Below are 15,908 nucleotides of genomic sequence, written 5' to 3' on the forward strand. Positions count from 1 at the left end.
GGCTCTCCTTGTTAAAGACGCGCGCGGCCTTGTGGGCGGCGCGCGCAACTCCCTGTGAACCTTAGTCGATGCGCTTGGCCGACTTGATCAGGACAGGGTCGATAGGCACGTTTTGCATGCCTTGTTTGGTAGTGGTTTGCGAGTTGACGATGATATCGACCACGTCCATGCCCTTGACCACTTTGGCGAACACCGCGTAGCCCGCATCGCGGCCTGGGTCGAGGAAGGCGTTGTCGGCCACGTTGATAAAGAACTGGCTGGTGGCCGAGTTCGGATTGCTGGTGCGGGCCATGGACAAGGTGCCGCGCACGTTATGCAAGCCGTTGCTGGCTTCGTTCTTGATCGGCGCTTCAGTAGGCTTTTGCGACATCTGCTGGGTGAACCCGCCACCTTGCACCATAAAACCCGGGATCACCCGATGAAAAATGGTGTTGGTGTAGAAGCCCTTGTCGACGTAGGACAGGAAGTTCTCGGTACTGATCGGCGCCTTGACCGGATCCAGTTCGATTTCGATGTCGCCATTGGTGGTGGAGATCAATACGTGTGGTGCCTTGGCCGGCGTGGCCGCCATCAGGTTGGCAGCAAACAGAACAGAACCGGCAAAAACGGCGATTTTTTTCAGCATGGGTCAGTGATCCTGGGAAGTGGTTTCGACTGTCTTGAGAAAATCGAGCAGGGTTGTGTTGAAGGTTTCGGGTTGGTCCAGCGGTGTCGCGTGACGCGAATCCTCGATCACCACCAACCGCGCATCAGGCAGCAGTTTTACATAGATTTCTTTTTGCGCCACTGGGGTGTAGTCGTGGTCGGCGCTGATGACCAGGGTTGGACAGGCGATTCTGCAGAGTCGTTCCTGTACGCCCCAGCCCACAATGGCATCGAAGCTGGCGAGGTAAGCACGTTTGTCGTTTCTTGCCCAGCGTTCGCGCATTTTGCGCCGCAGGTCGGCCTGTGCGGGTTTGGGGAACAACCGGTCGCCGAGTGCCTTGCCGATGGTATTCAAGCTGAGCACGCGGGCCAGGCCCCAGCGCTTGGCCCATTGCCAATAATCATTGGCGCTGCGCACCTTGACCTCGGGCGCGCTGTTGACGATACACAGGCTCTTGAGCAACTGCGGTTGGTCGACCGCCAGTTGAAAGGCGATCATCCCGCCCATCGACAGGCCGACCACATGGGCTGCGGGCAGTTGCAGGTGTTCGATCAACGCCACCAGGTCTGCGGTAAAGCCGGCGATGCTGTAGCGCTCCCGGGGTTTGTCGGAGCGCCCGTGACCGCGCACATCCAGCAGCACCAGGCGGTAATGCCGGGACAACACGGGGACTTGCAGTTCCCAATCCTGGCAACTGGAGCCCAGGCCGTGGATCAGGATCAGTGGCACGCCGTGGCCATATTCCTCGTAATGCAGGGTGCAACCTTCATGTTCGAAATAGGCCATGGGTGAACTCCGTATCAGGCTTGCCGGGGAGCGGCAAAGGGTGCGTCCAGCGGTGCAGTGTCAAAGGTGCGCAGCAGCTCGACCAGAATCTGCGTGGCCGGGCCCAGGGGCTTGTCCTTGTTCGAGTACAGGTAGAACGTGGGGTGGCGGCTGCCGCCTTGCTCCAGGGGCAGTTGCTTGAGCAGGCCTTCCTTTAGCTCACGCTCGATCATGTGCCGGGGCAGCCAGGCAAACCCCAGGCCGCTGCCGACGAAGGCGGCGGCGGTGGCCAGGCTGCCCACGGTCCAGCGCTGCTCGGCGCCGAGCCAGCCGACGTCCCGCGGTTGCTGGCGACCGGAGTCGCGGATCACCACCTGCATCTGGCTTTCCAGGTCCTGGAAGCTCAGTTCGCGGTTGAGCCGGTGCAACGGGTGTTCAGGGTGGGCCACGGCGACAAATTCCACGTCGCTCATTTCCGTGCCCAGGTAGCCGGGAATGCTGAAACCGCTGATCGCCAGGTCGGCCACGCCTTCAATCAGCAGCTCCTCGACACCCGACAGCACTTCTTCGCGCAGGCGCACGCGGCAGCCCCGGCTTTGCGGCATAAAGGCGGTGAGGGCGCGCACCAGGCGGGCGTTGGGGTAGGCGGCATCGACCACCAGGCGTACTTCGGCCTCCCAGCCTTGTTCCATATGATGGGCCAGGTCTTCCAACTGGCTGGCGTTTTTGACCAGTTGCCGGGAGCGGCGCAACAGCACCTCGCCGGCCTCGGTGAGCACGGCCTTGCGCCCGTCGATGCGCAACAGAGGCACGCCCAACTGGTCTTGCATGCGGGCCACGGTGTAGCTCACCGAGGATTGCGAGCGGTGCAGCACTTCGGCTGCCTGGGCGAAGCCGCCATGGTCAACCACGGCTTGCAACGTGCGCCATTGATCAAGGGTCACGCGGGGCGCTTTCAAGATGAGCTCCTCTTGTCCTAAGCTGGCGGTCCTTATTGGAGACTGCCGAATGAGAAAATTCTGTTGTGTATTGCTGGCACTGTTGCCGTTGAGCGCGTTCGCCTATCCGATCGACGTGTCAAAGTCGATCAAGGGGGTCAGCATCGACTACAACGCTTCCGATGTTGACGGTGATATCAGCTCCATCCAGCTCAGTAACTACGGCAGCAATGACGCTGCGTGTACGGTCGCGTTTACCAATGGCCCGGAGCCAGCGCGGGTGCGCAAGGTCACGGTCCCTGCCGGGAAAAGCACCAACACTACGGTCAAGTTCAGCCGCGCGATTATCAAGATGCGGATCAAACTGACCTGCGAACCCAAATAATTCGCTGCGGGGCCTTGGCCATGCCCCGCTTATAAACAACTTTATAGATGGGTTATAGCAGTTTTTTGCGCTTTTTTATCGAATGAGCTCTGTTTAACCTTCACTCCATCGACTTACAGCAATTACCGATGGAGCTTACAAAGCCATGTCTAACGTTCTGATCATCGAAAGCAGCGCCCGCCAGCAGGATTCTATTTCCCGCCAACTGACCCAACAGTTCATCAGCCAATGGCAGGCGGCCCATCCGGCCGATCAGATCACCGTGCGCGACCTGGCCGTCAACCCAGTGCCGCACTTGGACGCCAACCTGTTGGGCGGCTGGATGAAGCCGGCCGAGCAGCGCAGCGTGGATGAGCAGGCGTCCCTGGAGCGCTCCAACCACCTGACCGACGAACTGCTGGCCGCCGATGTGCTGGTGATGGCCGCGCCGATGTACAACTTCGCCATCCCCAGCACCCTCAAGGCCTGGCTTGACCATGTGTTGCGGGCCGGGGTGACCTTCAAGTACACCGCCACCGGTCCCCAGGGCCTGTTGACTGGCAAGCGCGCGTTTGTGCTGACCGCCCGTGGTGGCATCCACACCGGCGCGAGCAGCGATCATCAGGAACCGTATCTGCGCCAGGTCATGGGTTTTATCGGGATCCATGATGTGACCTTTATCCACGCCGAAGGGGTGAACCTGGGTGGCGACTTCCAGGAAAAGGGCTTGAACCACGCCAAGGCCCTGCTGGCACAGGTTGCCTGACGCGTTAATCGCCAGATAATCGCGCGATGTTTTTATAGCTCCACGCAACCCTTCAAGTACGCGTATCGAACCTCCCTTTGCACTTGTTGCTCCTGAGTGCTCCTGCCCGACTGCCGCTTTAGCGAGGTCGGGTTTTTTTTGCGCCGAGTTTCGCCCCGCCGTGAAAGACGCTAATGTCGCGCCCATTCGAATATGAGGCGCACATGGGCTACTTACTGATTGTCACGCTGATCCAGGCGTTTTCCTTCAGCCTGATCGGCGAATACCTGGCGGGTCATGTCGACAGCTATTTCGCCGTGCTGGTGCGCGTGCTGCTGGCCGGGCTGGTGTTTATCCCCCTGACCCGCTGGCGCTCGGTGGAGCCTGCGTTCATGCGCGGCATGCTGCTGATCGGCGCGTTGCAGTTCGGCGTGACGTACGTGTGTCTGTATTTGAGCTTCCGCGTGTTGACGGTGCCGGAGGTGTTGCTGTTCACCATCCTCACGCCGTTGCATGTGACCTTGATCGAAGACGCGTTGAACCGGCGCTTCAACCCCTGGGCGCTGATTGCCGCGCTGGTGGCGGTGGCGGGGGCGGCGGTGATCCGCTTTGACCAGATCAACCCGGACTTCTTCATGGGCTTTTTGTTGCTGCAACTGGCCAACTTCACCTACGCCGCCGGGCAGGTGCTGTACCGGCGCCTGGTGGCACGACACCCGAGCGACCTGCCGCACTACCGGCGCTTTGGCTATTTCTACCTGGGGGCATTGGCCGTGGTGTTGCCGGCGTTCCTGCTGTTCGGCAAGGCCAACTTCCTGCCTGAAGCACCGTTGCAGTGGGGTGTGTTGCTGTTTCTGGGCCTGGTCAGCACTGCGTTGGGTCTGTACTGGTGGAACAAGGGCGCCTGCCTGGTCAACGGCGGCACCCTGGCGGTGATGAACAACCTGCATGTGCCGGTGGGGCTGCTGCTCAATCTGCTGATCTGGAACCAGCATGAGCCGCTGGGGCGCCTGTTCCTGGGCGGGGCGGTGATTGTGGCGGCGGTGTGGATCAGCCGGTTGGGCATTCGCCCGGCGCCGCTCAGCCGGCAATGATCGTTCCCAAAGGTGGGAGCGGGCTTGCCCGCGATAGCGGACGATCAGTAACAGATGTGTTGACTGACCCACCGTTATCGCGGGCAAGCCCGCTCCCACAGGGGCGCTGCTTTGCGCCTGGTTAGAGCGTAGCCTTCTCCGGCACCGGCAAATGACTGGCACCCAACACCGCCGGCAGCACTCCGGCCCGCAGGTCATTACCGCTCGGCTGCTGATACAGGCTCAAGCCAAACTCCGGCAGCACCGCCAGTAAGTAGTCAAAAATATCCCCCTGGATCCGCTCGTAATCCGCCCACGCCGTGGTGCGGGTAAAGCAGTAGATTTCCAGGGGCACACCCTGGGAGGTGGTCTGCATCTGGCGCACCATGCAGGTCATGTTCGGTTGGATATCCGGATGGCTCTTCAGATAAGCCAGGGCATAGGCGCGGAAGGTGCCCAGGTTGGTCATGCGCCGGCGGTTGGCCGACAACTGCGCGCTGTGGCCCTGGGCTTCGTTCCAGGCCTTCAATTCTGCCTGTTTGCGGCTGATGTAGTCGGTCAGCAGGTGGACCTGGGTCATCCGCACTTCTTCATCATCACGCAGAAAACGCACGCCGGCCGCGTCGATAAACAGGCTGCGCTTGATCCGCCGCCCGCCCGAGGCCTGCATGCCGCGCCAGTTCTTGAACGATTCGGACATCAGGCGCCAGGTGGGGATCGAGACGATGGTCTTGTCGAAGTTCTGCACCTTGACCGTATGCAAGGTGATGTCCACCACATCGCCATCGGCGCCGACCTGGGGCATTTCGATCCAGTCGCCGACCCGCAGCATGTCGTTGCTGGTCAATTGCACACTGGCGACAAATGACAGCAGCGTGTCCTTGTAGACCAACAGGATCACCGCCGACATCGCACCCAGCCCTGACAGCAGCAACAGCGGCGAGCGGTCGATCAAGGTTGCAACGATGATGATCGCGCCAAACACGAACAGCACCATTTTCGCCAGTTGCACATAGCCCTTGATCGAGCGCGTGCGGGCATGTTCGGTGCGTGCGTAGATATCCAGCAGGGCGTTGAGCAGGGCGCTCATGGCCAATACCTGGAACAGAATGGTGAACGCCAGCGCCACGTTGCCGATAAACAGCGTGCTGGTCTTGCTCAATTCCGGCACCAGGTGCAGGCCGAACTGGATCACCAGCGACGGCGTCATCTGGGCCAGGCGGTGGAAGACTTTGTTATGGCGCAGGTCATTGAGCCAATGCAGGGCAGGTTGGCGGCCGAGCAACTTGACCGCATGCAGGATCAGGTAGCGTGCCACCCGTCCGACCAGCAGGGCCACCACCAGCAGCACCAGCAAAGCCAGGCTTGAATGCAGTAGCGGATGTTGGTCCAGGGCACCCCAGAGGTCTTGGACGTTGAGCCAGAGCTGTTTGATATCCATGGTTTAACGCGATTCTTCTGTAAGACATGACGGGGCGATTAGAGCATTTAAGTGCTGCAAAGTTGTGCAGGCAGACAAATCACCTGACAAAAAACCATCTGTTTGGCCCACTTCGCGTAAAGAAACTCGGCCTGAGCGCCCGAAACCGTTACCCTATGCAGCTGATTTTTTGTATTTCTTCGAGGTAGCACCCGTGTTTTCCCAATTCGCCCTGCACGAACGCCTGCTCAAAGCCGTGGCCGAGCTTAAATTTGTCGAGCCTACGCCTGTGCAAGCAGCGGCCATCCCGCTCGCGCTCGAAGGGCGTGACCTGCGGGTGACGGCTCAAACCGGGAGTGGCAAGACCGCCGCTTTCGTCCTGCCGATCCTCAACCGTCTGATCGGCCCGGCCAAGATCCGCGTCAGCATCAAGACCCTGATCCTGCTGCCTACCCGTGAGCTGGCCCAGCAGACCTTGAAGGAAGTGGAACGCTTCTCGCAGTTCACCTTCATCAAGTCCGGCCTGATCACCGGGGGCGAAGACTTCAAGGTCCAGGCCGCCATGCTGCGCAAGGTCCCGGATATCCTGATCGGTACCCCTGGGCGGATGATCGAGCAACTGAACGCCGGCAACCTGGACCTCAAGGAAGTCGAAGTGCTGGTGCTGGACGAAGCCGACCGCATGCTCGACATGGGCTTTGCCGACGACGTGCAGCGCCTCGTCGAAGAGTGCGTCAACCGCCAGCAGACCATGCTGTTCTCCGCCACCACCGGCGGCTCGACCCTGCGCGAGATGGTCGCCAAGGTCCTGAACAACCCTGAGCACCTGCAGGTCAATAACGTCAGCGACCTGAACTCCACCACCCGCCAGCAGATCGTCACCGCTGACCACAATGTGCATAAAGAGCAGATTCTCAACTGGCTGCTGGCCAACGAGACTTATCAGAAAGCCATCGTGTTCACCAACACCCGTGCCATGGCCGACCGGATCTACGGGCGCCTGGTGGCGCAGGAGTACAAGGCGTTTGTGTTGCACGGTGAGAAGGACCAGAAGGACCGCAAGCTGGCGATCGACCGCCTCAAGCAGGGCGGCGTGAAGATTCTGGTAGCCACCGACGTCGCCGCCCGCGGCCTGGACGTGGAAGGCCTGGACATGGTGATCAACTTCGATATGCCGCGCAGCGGCGACGAATATGTGCACCGTATCGGCCGTACCGGGCGTGCCGGCAACGATGGCCTGGCCATCTCGCTGATCTGCCATGGCGACTGGAACCTGATGTCGAGCATCGAGCGCTACCTCAAGCAGTCGTTCGAGCGCCGCACCATCAAGGAAGTCAAAGGCACCTACACCGGGCCGAAGAAGGTCAAGGCTTCGGGCAAGGCCGTGGGCGTGAAGAAGAAAAAGGTCGACGCCAAGGGCGACAAGAAGAAAACCGGCGCCAAGTCGCCGACCAAGCGCAAGATCGCCAACCGGCCGAAGACCGACAACCTGTCGTTGGTCAGCAAGGACGGCATGGCGCCGCTCAAGCGCCGCAAGCCAGAAGCACCGGCTGCCGAGTAATACGCCAGCGCACTAAAAAACCGGACAATGTCCGGTTTTTTTATGCTCTCAGTTTTTCGCCTTGGCCGCCGCTTCCTTCAACTCCTTGAGTCGCGCCTCGATCAACTGGCACTTGTCGGGAAATTTCGCACTTTCGGTGTCCAGGTCCATCTGCTGCAGCTCGTCGTTGATTTCCTTGGCCTTGGTCGGGTTCTGCTGGGTGAGGGTGCTGACTTCCTTGGCCAGTTGTTCGCGTTTTTCCGTGGCTTCTTCCGGGGTACAGGCCCAGGCGGGCAGGGCGCTCAACAGGGCGGCGGCGACAGCCAGTTGCATCAGGGTTTTCATGGGGTAGACCTCCTTGGCGGTGATACCCGGTTGAGAGGGCTGGCCTGTGAAAAGTTCAGTGCAATCACGCCTGTCTACCCGGCTGAACGCCCGCAGCCGCCACAGGTCACAACTTTTGGAGGCACCCAGTCGGTGTGCCTGCAGGAGGATTCAGGATGAGCACTTACAATTGGGATCTGATCGAACGTCTGTTGCATGAAGTACAGAACGGCGAGGGCAGCTTTGCCCCGCGCAAATATGCCGAACAGGAAGCGGCCGATAAGGCCACGGCCGGCGAGTTCACTGGCGATCTGGATGCGTTGAAAAAGACCGCCGCCGATTACGAAGCGCTGTTGTTCAAGCGCGGCTTTATCGAGTCCCGGCCTGAAGACGAGGGCGGCAACGGCGAGAATTTCATTTTGACGCCCTTGGGCGCGCAGCTGCTGGCATTGATCGACAGCGCCATCCCGGGTAACGATCACCCGCGCCAAGTGCTCGACGAGCAGGCCGACGCGCTGGACCCGGCGACGTTCGAGATGGTGGCGGCCAAGGCGCAAATCGCCTGAACCGGCTGCAACTGTCAAATCGGTAATCTTGTACAGCCCCGGGCAACCGGGTGTGCTGGCGGGCATCTGTCTATCGGCCAGGCCGCAGTCAATATCACCGGTAGAGTGCGCACCGAGCTGACCATCCTGGGCGTGCGCCTGTGGTTCTGAGGGAGGTGTAGACGTCTAGGCCGCGCTGCCCTTGAGGCACTTGAGTGCCTGGAAATCGCTGCGCACCTTAGCGATTCTCTGCACCAGCTTCTGGCGTTGTTGCACCGTGCTTTCGGCCATCACGTCCACCAGCAGGCTGCGGGCTGCGGCTTCGGTCTGGGCATAGGCCTGGCGATAGTCCGCGGTCCACAGGCTTTCACGGTCCACCAGCAACTGCTCCATCTTGCGTGGGAAGTCGCTGCTGGCCCGTTGATTGACTGCGGCGATGAACTGCGCCTGCCAATGGGCGCGGTTGCCGATCCATTGCTGGTTCTGCGCGCCGAGGGCAGTGGACCAGGCCAGCACACGCTCTTGCTGGCTGGCGCTCAGTGGGCCTAGCCAGGCATCCAGGCGCTTGCTCATGCGCTCGCTACGCTCCTTGATCTGTTGCTCCAGGGGCGGCTTGAGGTATTCGTCCTGGCGTTTGCCCAGGTCCTTGGTCAGCGCGGCATCCATCTCGCGCACTTGCTGCTCATCCAGCCCGCGCAGCAACTCGATGGCTGATGGGGTGATTTGCCGGGCGACGTCGGCGATTGCTTGCTTGGCTTCAAGGGCGTGGGCTTGCAGGGCGGCGTCACTGACCTGGTGGCTGTCAACCATCTGCTGCAGGCGGTCGAGCCAGTCCAGGTAGCCAGGTAATTGGGTGGTGCAGTGCCAGGCCAGGTGTTCCTTGAGTGTTTCGTTGAACCAGCTTTTCTGCCCGGCGTTCATGTCCAGGTAGTCGTTGAGGGTCCAGGGGATGATCACGTCGAGATTGCGATAGGCCAGGCCCACGCGGTTGCAGCCGGCAAGCAGGACGCTCAGGACCAGTAAAGCAGCCAGGATTCTTAACCGACGCAGCATGGGCGAGTCCTTGCGCAGACCAGGGATGTTCATCTGAACCCGCCGGGGGCGTGACAGTTCAGCCCATCAATAAAACGACCGCTCGGCCTTTAGGGTCAACAGGCCATCACATTGCGAATTGTGTCCAGAGTAGGCTGAGCAGTCGCTGCCGTTGAGGTTGGAGTCGCTGTAGATCAGGTCCAGGTCCATGCCCATCCACGGTCGGGAGAATTTCACCGACCAGTCGCTGAAACTGCGGATCGAGCCGCCCTCCACCGAGGCCGGGGCGCCCAACTGATGAGTGGTGTACTTCATGCTCACGCCAATGCCAAACGGCTGGGTGCCACCCAGGTCGGCAAACAGGGTGCTGTCGCGGCGGTCGGGGTCGTTGCCCAGTGACACACCAAACCGATTGCCCAGCAGGTTCAGGCCGCCGTAGAACTCCTGGCTGTCGAGGGGGCTCAGCTTGGGGTAGCTGTAGTGAATCATCCCCAGTTCATAGCCCAGGGTCTGGTCGAACGGGCGCTTGAAGCCCATGTAGGAATCGACTTCCAGTTTGCTCGCGGGCGACAGGCCCATGCTCGGAGAGAACTGGCCGAAGTACAGGCCGCTGGCGTGGCTCAGGTCGAGGCCGCCGTGAAACGAGTTGCTGCCCGGTGTGGTGGGTTTGACCAGGCCCTGGGCCATGCTGCGGCCGGGCGTGGTGCCCAGTTTCAAGTCGAAGTCGCCCAGTTCGCGCTGGAAAACCTGCGCTTCGGCGAGGGGGCTGGCAAGCAGGGCGCTGACCAGAAAAATACAGGGTTTGAGCACGCTTCACTCCATGAAAAGCGAGGAGCAGTAACGGGAGAAATCGGGCAAATGCCCGTTCTAGACGTGTGCAAGCATACCGGCGAAAGTCAGGTATTGAGACCCGTTCGTCGATTGGCGTGGTGGAATGTGTGTCGGGGGGATGTTGCTGGCTCTAGTCCTAGCGCCTTGATAGGCAAGGCGCTTAGGGACCAGGTGGGGTGCGTAGGCGGCTTGCGCGCTTACTTCTTACCCAGGGTGATCTGCTTGGACGGGCCGAATGTCTGGCCGCTCACGCCCTTGGCGATCTGCTGGATTTCGCCACCGGACTTGAGGAACGCGGCGATTTGGTTGTTGATCGATTCGCTGGTTTCAACGGCGGGAGCTGGCTTTGCTTTGCTGTTGGATGCTTTTACGCGCATGGCGGCCACTAACCTGTAGAAAATTAACTTGGCCAGGCATCGTACATGAAATGCTTGACAATTGCTTGGTAAATATCTCCCAGGAATAAGCTGCGCTATTATAAAAGCCCAAAGTTGGTCTTTGGTCGAAGGCCCTAACTCGCTGTTTTAAATAGAAACCGTGGGTAAAAATAGCACCTGGCCATTGCTGCACGGCGGCAGCTTGACCTGACGAGCGGGGCAATTGTCGGCAAGTGCCCGGCAAACCCGCGATTTTTCAGGGTTGCGCGCCTGGACACGGGACCGCCGCCTTCAACTCGGGTAGAATGCCGCCCACGCAATGAGGGTATTGGAAATGGCTTTAGTCGGGCGCTACAACAGTTTGCAAGTGGTTAAACACACTAACTTTGGTTTGTATCTGGACGGTGATCAAGAGGGCGAAATCCTCTTGCCCAATCGTTATATTCCCAAAGATATTCCCAGTGAAGATGAAGACTGGCTTAACGTTTTTATTTATCTGGACAGCGATGACAAACTTATCGCCACCACTGAAAAACCAAAAGTGCAGGTGGGCGAGTTCGCCAGCCTGAAAGTGGTTGAAGTCAACAGCATCGGGGTGTTCCTCGACTGGGGCCTGCCCAAGGACCTGCTGCTGCCGTATTCCGAAGAAAAACGCCAGCTGACCGCCGGTGAATACTGTGTGGTGCACGTCTACCTCGACAAACACACCAAGCGCATCACCGCCACCGCGCGCCTGGACCGTTACCTGGACAAGACGCCGGCCAACTACACCGTGGGCCAGGAAGTCGACTTGCTGGTTGCCGAAGCCACTGATATGGGCTTCAAGGCAATCATCAATAACAAGCACTGGGGCCTGATCCACAAGAACGAAGTGTTCAAGTTCCTGCGTCCGGGCAAGGAAGAGAAGGGCTTCATCAAGGAAATCCGCGCCGACGGCAATATCAGCCTGAGCCTGCAGCCGGTCGGCGAGCAAGCGGCGTCCAGCCTGAACTCGAAGATCCTCGCCAAGTTGCGTGAAAACAACGGCAGCCTGCCGGTCAGCGACAAGAGTGACCCGACCGTGATCAGCAACTTGTTTGGCGTGAGCAAGGGCAACTTCAAGAAGGCCATTGGTGCGCTGTACAAGCAGGGGCAGATCGTAATTCACGCTGATCGTATTGAACTAAGCTGATTGCAACCTGCTCTTGTGTAGGCGTCGCTATCGCCGGTCAGCCGGCTCCTGCAGTGGGTCATCGCCATGAGCAAAAAAGTCGTGTTTGCTTACCTCGGTACGTTGTTGGCTTTTTTAGTGCTCGATGGCCTCTGGCTTGGGGTATTGATGGGGCCGACCTACAAGGGCCTGCTCGGGCCGCTGATGCTTGAGCAACCGCGATTGCTCCCGGCGGCGCTGTTCTACTGCCTTTATGTGTTCGGCTGCGTGGCCTTTGTAGTGTTGCCGGCGCTGGCCAGTGGCGGCTGGCAACGGGCTGCCCGCCTCGGTGCCTTGCTTGGGTTGGTCGCCTATGGCACCTACGACCTGAGCAACTGGGCGACCTTGCAAGGCTGGTCTGCGGGGTTGGCAGTGATGGACATGGCGTGGGGCACCTTTCTCACCGCGGCCTGCTGCTCGCTGGGATACTGGGCGGCGCGGCGCGTCAGCGGCTGACCGGCGCCCGGCAATCAACCTTTACCTGGGCGGGGCGTAGCAGTAGCGCTCCGGCCAGTATCAAGCCGCTGCCGGCTAACGTCAGTGCCGGCTGCAAGCCGCCGCTAAAATGGTTGCTCAACGACGCCAGCAGCGGGCCACTTAACTGGCCCAGGGCAAAACACGCCGTCAGCAGGCCGGTGCTCCGTTGCGCGCCGTGGGGCGCAACTTCCCGCGAACGTTGCATCACCAATTGCATGCAGGCCAGAAATGGCAGCCCACAGAGCAATACACCCAGCACCAATCCCACACCATTGCCCCACAGACAGGCGAAGACGCCAATCGCTTGCATCCACAGGGTTGCCATCAACCAGTAGCGTGTGGTGTCGGGGTTGGGCTTGCGCAGACTGACCAGCAACACGCCCAGGGCCGCCGCCAAGCCAAAGCATGGCCAGAACAGGTCTGCCTGCCAGGCGCCCTTGAACTGCGCGCTGGCCATTTGCGACAGGAAGGTGGCCGGAATGATGTAGCCCAGGCCATACAGCAGGTAAATCCAGCCCAGATGCGCGATGCTGCCGTTACGCTCGGCAGGGGCGCTGCTTTGCGGCGCCCCCCTGTCCGGCTTGGGCAGGAACGGCAGGATCACCAGCAACATGACCAGGGCGACCACGCCGTACACCAGCCACAGCGTTGCCGAATCCTCGCCCAACAGGTTGGAGGCCAGTGCCAACAATCCCGTCAGCAGGATCCCCAGTCCAGGCCCGGCAAACACCAGTGCCCCCAGCCGCGGGCGCCCTGCGGCAATCGCCAGCGGCTGGCTCAGGCCGGTAATCATCACCAGCACCCAGGCGCTGGCCACACCCGTGCCGAAGCGCAGCAACAGGTGCGACCAGAAGCCGTTGGCCCAGAACGACGCCAGGGTCAGCAGCACACACAACCACAACCCGCCGAGCAACCGTCCGCGTATGTGGTGATTACTGCGCGCGAACATCGAGTCCACGGCCCCCACGAAATAGCCCAGGTAGTTGGCCGCGGCAATCAGCCCGGCGGCGGTCAGGTCGATTTGCCCTTCGCTGAGCAAGTGCGGCATCTGCGGGGTGAGAGCAAAGCGGCCAATGCCCATGGCCATCATCAGGGCGATAAAACTGGCGAGTAAACGAATCAGGGGAGACATGGGCCAAATTCCAGGAAGAAGCGATGACCTCAGGCTAAGGTGGATTAGTGTTCAGTAAAAATGAATAATGCTGAGTAACTTGTTCAGTTTAGGAGAAAGGTCGTGGAGTTCAGCCAACTGCGTATTTTCCAGGCCGTGGCCGAAGAGGGCTCCATCACCCGTGCTGCAGAGCGTCTGCACCGGGTGCCATCGAACCTCTCGACCCGCCTCAAGCAAATGGAAGAGCAACTGGGCGTCGAGCTGTTCGTGCGCGAGCGCCAGCGCCTGCAACTGTCGCCTGCCGGCAAGGTGCTGCTCGACTACAGCACGCGCCTTTTGGCCCTGCATGATGAAGCGCACGGTGCCGTGCAGGGTGGCCAACCGGCCGGGGATTTTGTGCTGGGCAGCATGTACAGCACCGCTGCGATCCATTTGCCGAAACTGCTGGCGCAATATCACAAGGCTTACCCCATGGTGAACCTGCAAGTGCAGTCGGCGCCCAGCGGTGAACTGCTCGAAGGCCTGATCACCGGGCGCCTGGATGCGGCGCTGGTGGATGGCCCGTTGACCCTGGCGACCCTGGACGGCGTACCGCTGTGTGAGGAGCGCCTGCTGCTGATCTGCGAGGCGGACCACCCACCGGTACGCGGCCCGCAGGATGTGGCCGGGCGCGCGGTGTTCACCTTCCGACGCAGTTGTTCCTATCGGGCGCGCCTGGAGGCGTGGTTTTCCCACGACCGTGTGGCCATGGGCCGCGCCATCGAGATCGAGTCCTATCAAGGCATGCTTGCATGTGTGATTGCCGGTTCCGGGGTTGCATTGATGTCCGAGTCGATGCTCGACAGCCTGCCCGGCAAGGACAGCGTGTCGATCCACCCCCTGGCCGAGCCATTTGCCCATGCCACCACCTGGCTGATGTGGCGCAAAGGCATGCTCGGGGCTAATCTCAATGCATGGATTGACCTGCAGCAAGAGGGCAAGACGCGGCCTGTACAAGAGTCCCGGGCGATTGCCTGACCGCCCCGTCAGGATTTGTATCAATTCAGTAATGGTTCGTTGCGGTTTCAGGCAAGCATTACGTGGGACTTAGTACTACTATCTGTAGGAAGCAGCCACAGAATTCCAGCTGCTCGGCACTACCCTCAAAGGGGGCACCATGAAAGAAAAACTGCAAAACTGGCTGCACGACCTCGGCGTCGCACTCGGCTTGATCGAGCCACCGCTGCAACCGGTGCCAATCCGCACCGATGACGAACAGCGCCGCCCGCGTCGCAGGTAAGTCCGGAAAAGCGCTCAGACATTGGTGTTTGGGCGCGATCACTTGTCACACTGTCCCTGAAGCACAGTAGATTGGGCGTGCGGTTGTATGCGATTGCTTTGTACCAGTCGAAGTCCGGACTCCTAAATTAAGTTGCGCTCACCTTGTCTGACCCTGGAAGTATTCTGGTCGGACGTTTCTTTTTGTCTGCTCCCTCGACCACTTCCGTGTTTGGACGCTTTATATTCCTGCTCTCTTCAAGGAAGGAAGACAGGGCTATGTCGTGTGTTAACAGTGATGGAATGCTGGTTTCCGCCAAGGTGATACTGCGTCGGTTTTACGCGATTGAGCATGGGGATCTGGACGGTATACATGCTTTAGTTGTCCACCAGACGGATGCACCTACTGCGCAACATACGTTCAACGGCTACCTTGCAAAAGGCAGTGGTGCGCACTTTCTGATTGATAAAAATGGCTTTGTTTACCAGACGGCCAGCTTGAAAAAGCGCTGCTACCACGTTGGAAAGCTCATACGCTCGAAGTGTCTGGCGATTGATAAAAAATCGTGTGACAGCGCCCAGATGGCCCGTATTCAAGCGTTATCGTGGACTGCGCAGATCAAGGCGTTGGACGCACATGAGCGAGCAAAAAGCTATCCTGTGAACTCCGACTCTATTGGCATCGAATTGGTGGGCAAACACTTGGATACCTCGCGGTATGAGTCCGTTACCCCCTTGCAGAACCAATCCCTTCAATGGCTCGTCAACGAGTTATATGTTCATTTCAACCTGTCCTCGGGTGATGTCTACAGGCACCCGCAGATATCCTATAAAAACCCGGGTGAAGCCAGTAGTGCGGTGTGGGAATGATGCCGATCAAAGCATGGCCGATAGGCGCATTACTCGTTCTTGCGGGATGTACGGATCGGCACACGCCCGACCTTGAAGGCATTGTTGTCTCCAGCTTCCAATCCCAAGAACCTGAGAGTTGCCGGCCTTCTGATGTGCCCCTTGATCCAAACCGTGTGCAGGCGTTTTTCCAGCGCGCCTCGAAGATTGATAGCCGCACCCTGCATGACCGTTACGAGTGGGCCCCTTGTTATCTGGAGGGCAACCTGAAGTACAACGGGCATATCTGCACATGGCAGGTTAGGGCGGGAGCTACTGGGGTCATCTGGTGTTCGGCGAAAGAGCAGTACTTTGCCTGTGACGAATGTGGTGATCTGTTTGAAAGACCTGAACAGTAAATAAGAGGGTGGGTGCGACAACCGACA

20 protein-coding genes are annotated in these 15,908 nt (G+C 59.7%); 11 read left to right on the forward strand and 9 right to left on the reverse strand.

What is annotated here, in order from left to right:
* Positions 1 to 61: 61 nt before the first annotated feature.
* Genes HBR94_RS26175 through HBR94_RS26185 form a run of 3 tightly spaced genes read right to left on the reverse strand, consistent with a single transcriptional unit; the run spans position 62 to position 2,370 of the window.
* Positions 62 to 625 carry a peptidylprolyl isomerase gene (locus HBR94_RS26175; RefSeq protein ID WP_057441236.1) on the reverse strand — a complete coding sequence of 188 codons (564 nt, stop codon included), beginning with the start codon at positions 623 to 625 and terminating at the stop codon, positions 62 to 64.
* Positions 626 to 628: 3 nt separating this feature from the next.
* Positions 629 to 1,432, reverse strand: coding sequence for an alpha/beta hydrolase (locus HBR94_RS26180; RefSeq protein WP_170045793.1), 804 nt, complete (start codon positions 1,430 to 1,432; stop codon positions 629 to 631).
* A gap of 14 nt (positions 1,433 to 1,446) precedes the next feature.
* On the reverse strand, positions 1,447 to 2,370 hold the full coding sequence (locus HBR94_RS26185) for a LysR family transcriptional regulator (protein ID WP_057441231.1): 924 nt from the start codon (positions 2,368 to 2,370) through the stop codon (positions 1,447 to 1,449).
* A 49-nt stretch (positions 2,371 to 2,419) separates the two neighbouring features.
* On the opposite strand from HBR94_RS26185, the gene HBR94_RS26190 reads away from it, so the two are divergent.
* The 3 genes from HBR94_RS26190 (at position 2,420) to HBR94_RS26200 (ending at position 4,552) form a co-directional block, all read left to right on the forward strand.
* Positions 2,420 to 2,734, forward strand: a complete 315-nt coding sequence (locus HBR94_RS26190) for a hypothetical protein (protein ID WP_057441229.1) — start codon at positions 2,420 to 2,422, stop codon at positions 2,732 to 2,734.
* 145 nt (positions 2,735 to 2,879) lie between these two features.
* Entirely contained in the window at positions 2,880 to 3,479 is a 600-nt protein-coding gene (locus tag HBR94_RS26195; RefSeq protein WP_057444346.1) for an FMN-dependent NADH-azoreductase, read from the forward strand.
* A 203-nt stretch (positions 3,480 to 3,682) separates the two neighbouring features.
* A complete protein-coding gene (locus tag HBR94_RS26200) occupies positions 3,683 to 4,552 on the forward strand; it encodes a carboxylate/amino acid/amine transporter (protein ID WP_057441227.1) in 870 nt (289 codons plus the stop codon).
* Between the two features lie 121 nt (positions 4,553 to 4,673).
* On the opposite strand, the gene HBR94_RS26205 is transcribed toward HBR94_RS26200, so the two are convergent.
* Complete coding sequence (locus tag HBR94_RS26205) at positions 4,674 to 5,972, reverse strand: mechanosensitive ion channel family protein (RefSeq protein ID WP_057958828.1); 1,299 nt, start codon at positions 5,970 to 5,972, stop codon at positions 4,674 to 4,676.
* Between the two features lie 193 nt (positions 5,973 to 6,165).
* On the opposite strand from HBR94_RS26205, the gene HBR94_RS26210 reads away from it, so the two are divergent.
* The gene (locus tag HBR94_RS26210; RefSeq protein ID WP_057441220.1) at positions 6,166 to 7,512 is read left to right on the forward strand and encodes a DEAD/DEAH box helicase; all 1,347 of its coding nucleotides are present in this window, start codon (positions 6,166 to 6,168) and stop codon (positions 7,510 to 7,512) included.
* 48 nt (positions 7,513 to 7,560) lie between these two features.
* Here HBR94_RS26210 and HBR94_RS26215 read toward each other — a convergent pair whose 3' ends face one another.
* On the reverse strand, positions 7,561 to 7,836 hold the full coding sequence (locus HBR94_RS26215) for a hypothetical protein (protein ID WP_057441219.1): 276 nt from the start codon (positions 7,834 to 7,836) through the stop codon (positions 7,561 to 7,563).
* Between the two features lie 155 nt (positions 7,837 to 7,991).
* Between HBR94_RS26215 and HBR94_RS26220 the strand changes: the two genes are divergently transcribed.
* The gene (locus HBR94_RS26220) at positions 7,992 to 8,381 is read left to right on the forward strand and encodes a hypothetical protein (protein WP_057441218.1); all 390 of its coding nucleotides are present in this window, start codon (positions 7,992 to 7,994) and stop codon (positions 8,379 to 8,381) included.
* A 165-nt stretch (positions 8,382 to 8,546) separates the two neighbouring features.
* Here the strand turns inward: HBR94_RS26220 and HBR94_RS26225 are convergent, their stop codons facing one another.
* The 3 genes from HBR94_RS26225 to HBR94_RS26235 all read right to left on the reverse strand — a co-directional run bounded on the left by HBR94_RS26225 (position 8,547) and on the right by HBR94_RS26235 (position 10,600).
* On the reverse strand, positions 8,547 to 9,413 hold the full coding sequence (locus HBR94_RS26225) for a DUF6279 family lipoprotein (RefSeq protein WP_115127624.1): 867 nt from the start codon (positions 9,411 to 9,413) through the stop codon (positions 8,547 to 8,549).
* A gap of 66 nt (positions 9,414 to 9,479) precedes the next feature.
* Entirely contained in the window at positions 9,480 to 10,202 is a 723-nt protein-coding gene (locus HBR94_RS26230; RefSeq protein ID WP_057958836.1) for a TorF family putative porin, read from the reverse strand.
* Positions 10,203 to 10,420: 218 nt separating this feature from the next.
* The gene (locus HBR94_RS26235) at positions 10,421 to 10,600 is read right to left on the reverse strand and encodes a hypothetical protein (protein ID WP_007946007.1); all 180 of its coding nucleotides are present in this window, start codon (positions 10,598 to 10,600) and stop codon (positions 10,421 to 10,423) included.
* A gap of 334 nt (positions 10,601 to 10,934) precedes the next feature.
* Between HBR94_RS26235 and HBR94_RS26240 the strand changes: the two genes are divergently transcribed.
* Positions 10,935 to 11,771 (forward strand): S1-like domain-containing RNA-binding protein, encoded by an 837-nt coding sequence (locus HBR94_RS26240; RefSeq protein ID WP_170045795.1) that lies wholly within the window; start codon positions 10,935 to 10,937, stop codon positions 11,769 to 11,771.
* A gap of 66 nt (positions 11,772 to 11,837) precedes the next feature.
* Entirely contained in the window at positions 11,838 to 12,245 is a 408-nt protein-coding gene (locus tag HBR94_RS26245) for a DUF2177 family protein (RefSeq protein ID WP_120732179.1), read from the forward strand.
* On the opposite strand, the gene HBR94_RS26250 is transcribed toward HBR94_RS26245, so the two are convergent.
* Complete coding sequence (locus tag HBR94_RS26250) at positions 12,235 to 13,398, reverse strand: YbfB/YjiJ family MFS transporter (protein WP_170045797.1); 1,164 nt, start codon at positions 13,396 to 13,398, stop codon at positions 12,235 to 12,237. The genes HBR94_RS26245 and HBR94_RS26250 overlap by 11 nt on opposite strands.
* A gap of 102 nt (positions 13,399 to 13,500) precedes the next feature.
* On the opposite strand from HBR94_RS26250, the gene HBR94_RS26255 reads away from it, so the two are divergent.
* The 4 genes from HBR94_RS26255 to HBR94_RS26265 all read left to right on the forward strand — a co-directional run bounded on the left by HBR94_RS26255 (position 13,501) and on the right by HBR94_RS26265 (position 15,881).
* Positions 13,501 to 14,394 carry a LysR family transcriptional regulator gene (locus HBR94_RS26255; RefSeq protein WP_057441212.1) on the forward strand — a complete coding sequence of 298 codons (894 nt, stop codon included), beginning with the start codon at positions 13,501 to 13,503 and terminating at the stop codon, positions 14,392 to 14,394.
* Between the two features lie 139 nt (positions 14,395 to 14,533).
* Complete coding sequence (locus tag HBR94_RS28830) at positions 14,534 to 14,656, forward strand: PA1414 family protein (protein ID WP_003210728.1); 123 nt, start codon at positions 14,534 to 14,536, stop codon at positions 14,654 to 14,656.
* A 281-nt stretch (positions 14,657 to 14,937) separates the two neighbouring features.
* Positions 14,938 to 15,504, forward strand: a complete 567-nt coding sequence (locus HBR94_RS26260) for an N-acetylmuramoyl-L-alanine amidase (protein ID WP_262153169.1) — start codon at positions 14,938 to 14,940, stop codon at positions 15,502 to 15,504.
* Positions 15,501 to 15,881 carry a hypothetical protein gene (locus tag HBR94_RS26265; RefSeq protein WP_178112939.1) on the forward strand — a complete coding sequence of 127 codons (381 nt, stop codon included), beginning with the start codon at positions 15,501 to 15,503 and terminating at the stop codon, positions 15,879 to 15,881. The genes HBR94_RS26260 and HBR94_RS26265 overlap by 4 nt, the downstream gene beginning before the upstream one ends.
* Positions 15,882 to 15,908: the final 27 nt, after the last annotated feature.

It is taken from the genome of Pseudomonas sp. WS 5412 (genome assembly GCF_012985615.1).
Taxonomy (GTDB): domain Bacteria; phylum Pseudomonadota; class Gammaproteobacteria; order Pseudomonadales; family Pseudomonadaceae; genus Aquipseudomonas; species Aquipseudomonas shahriarae.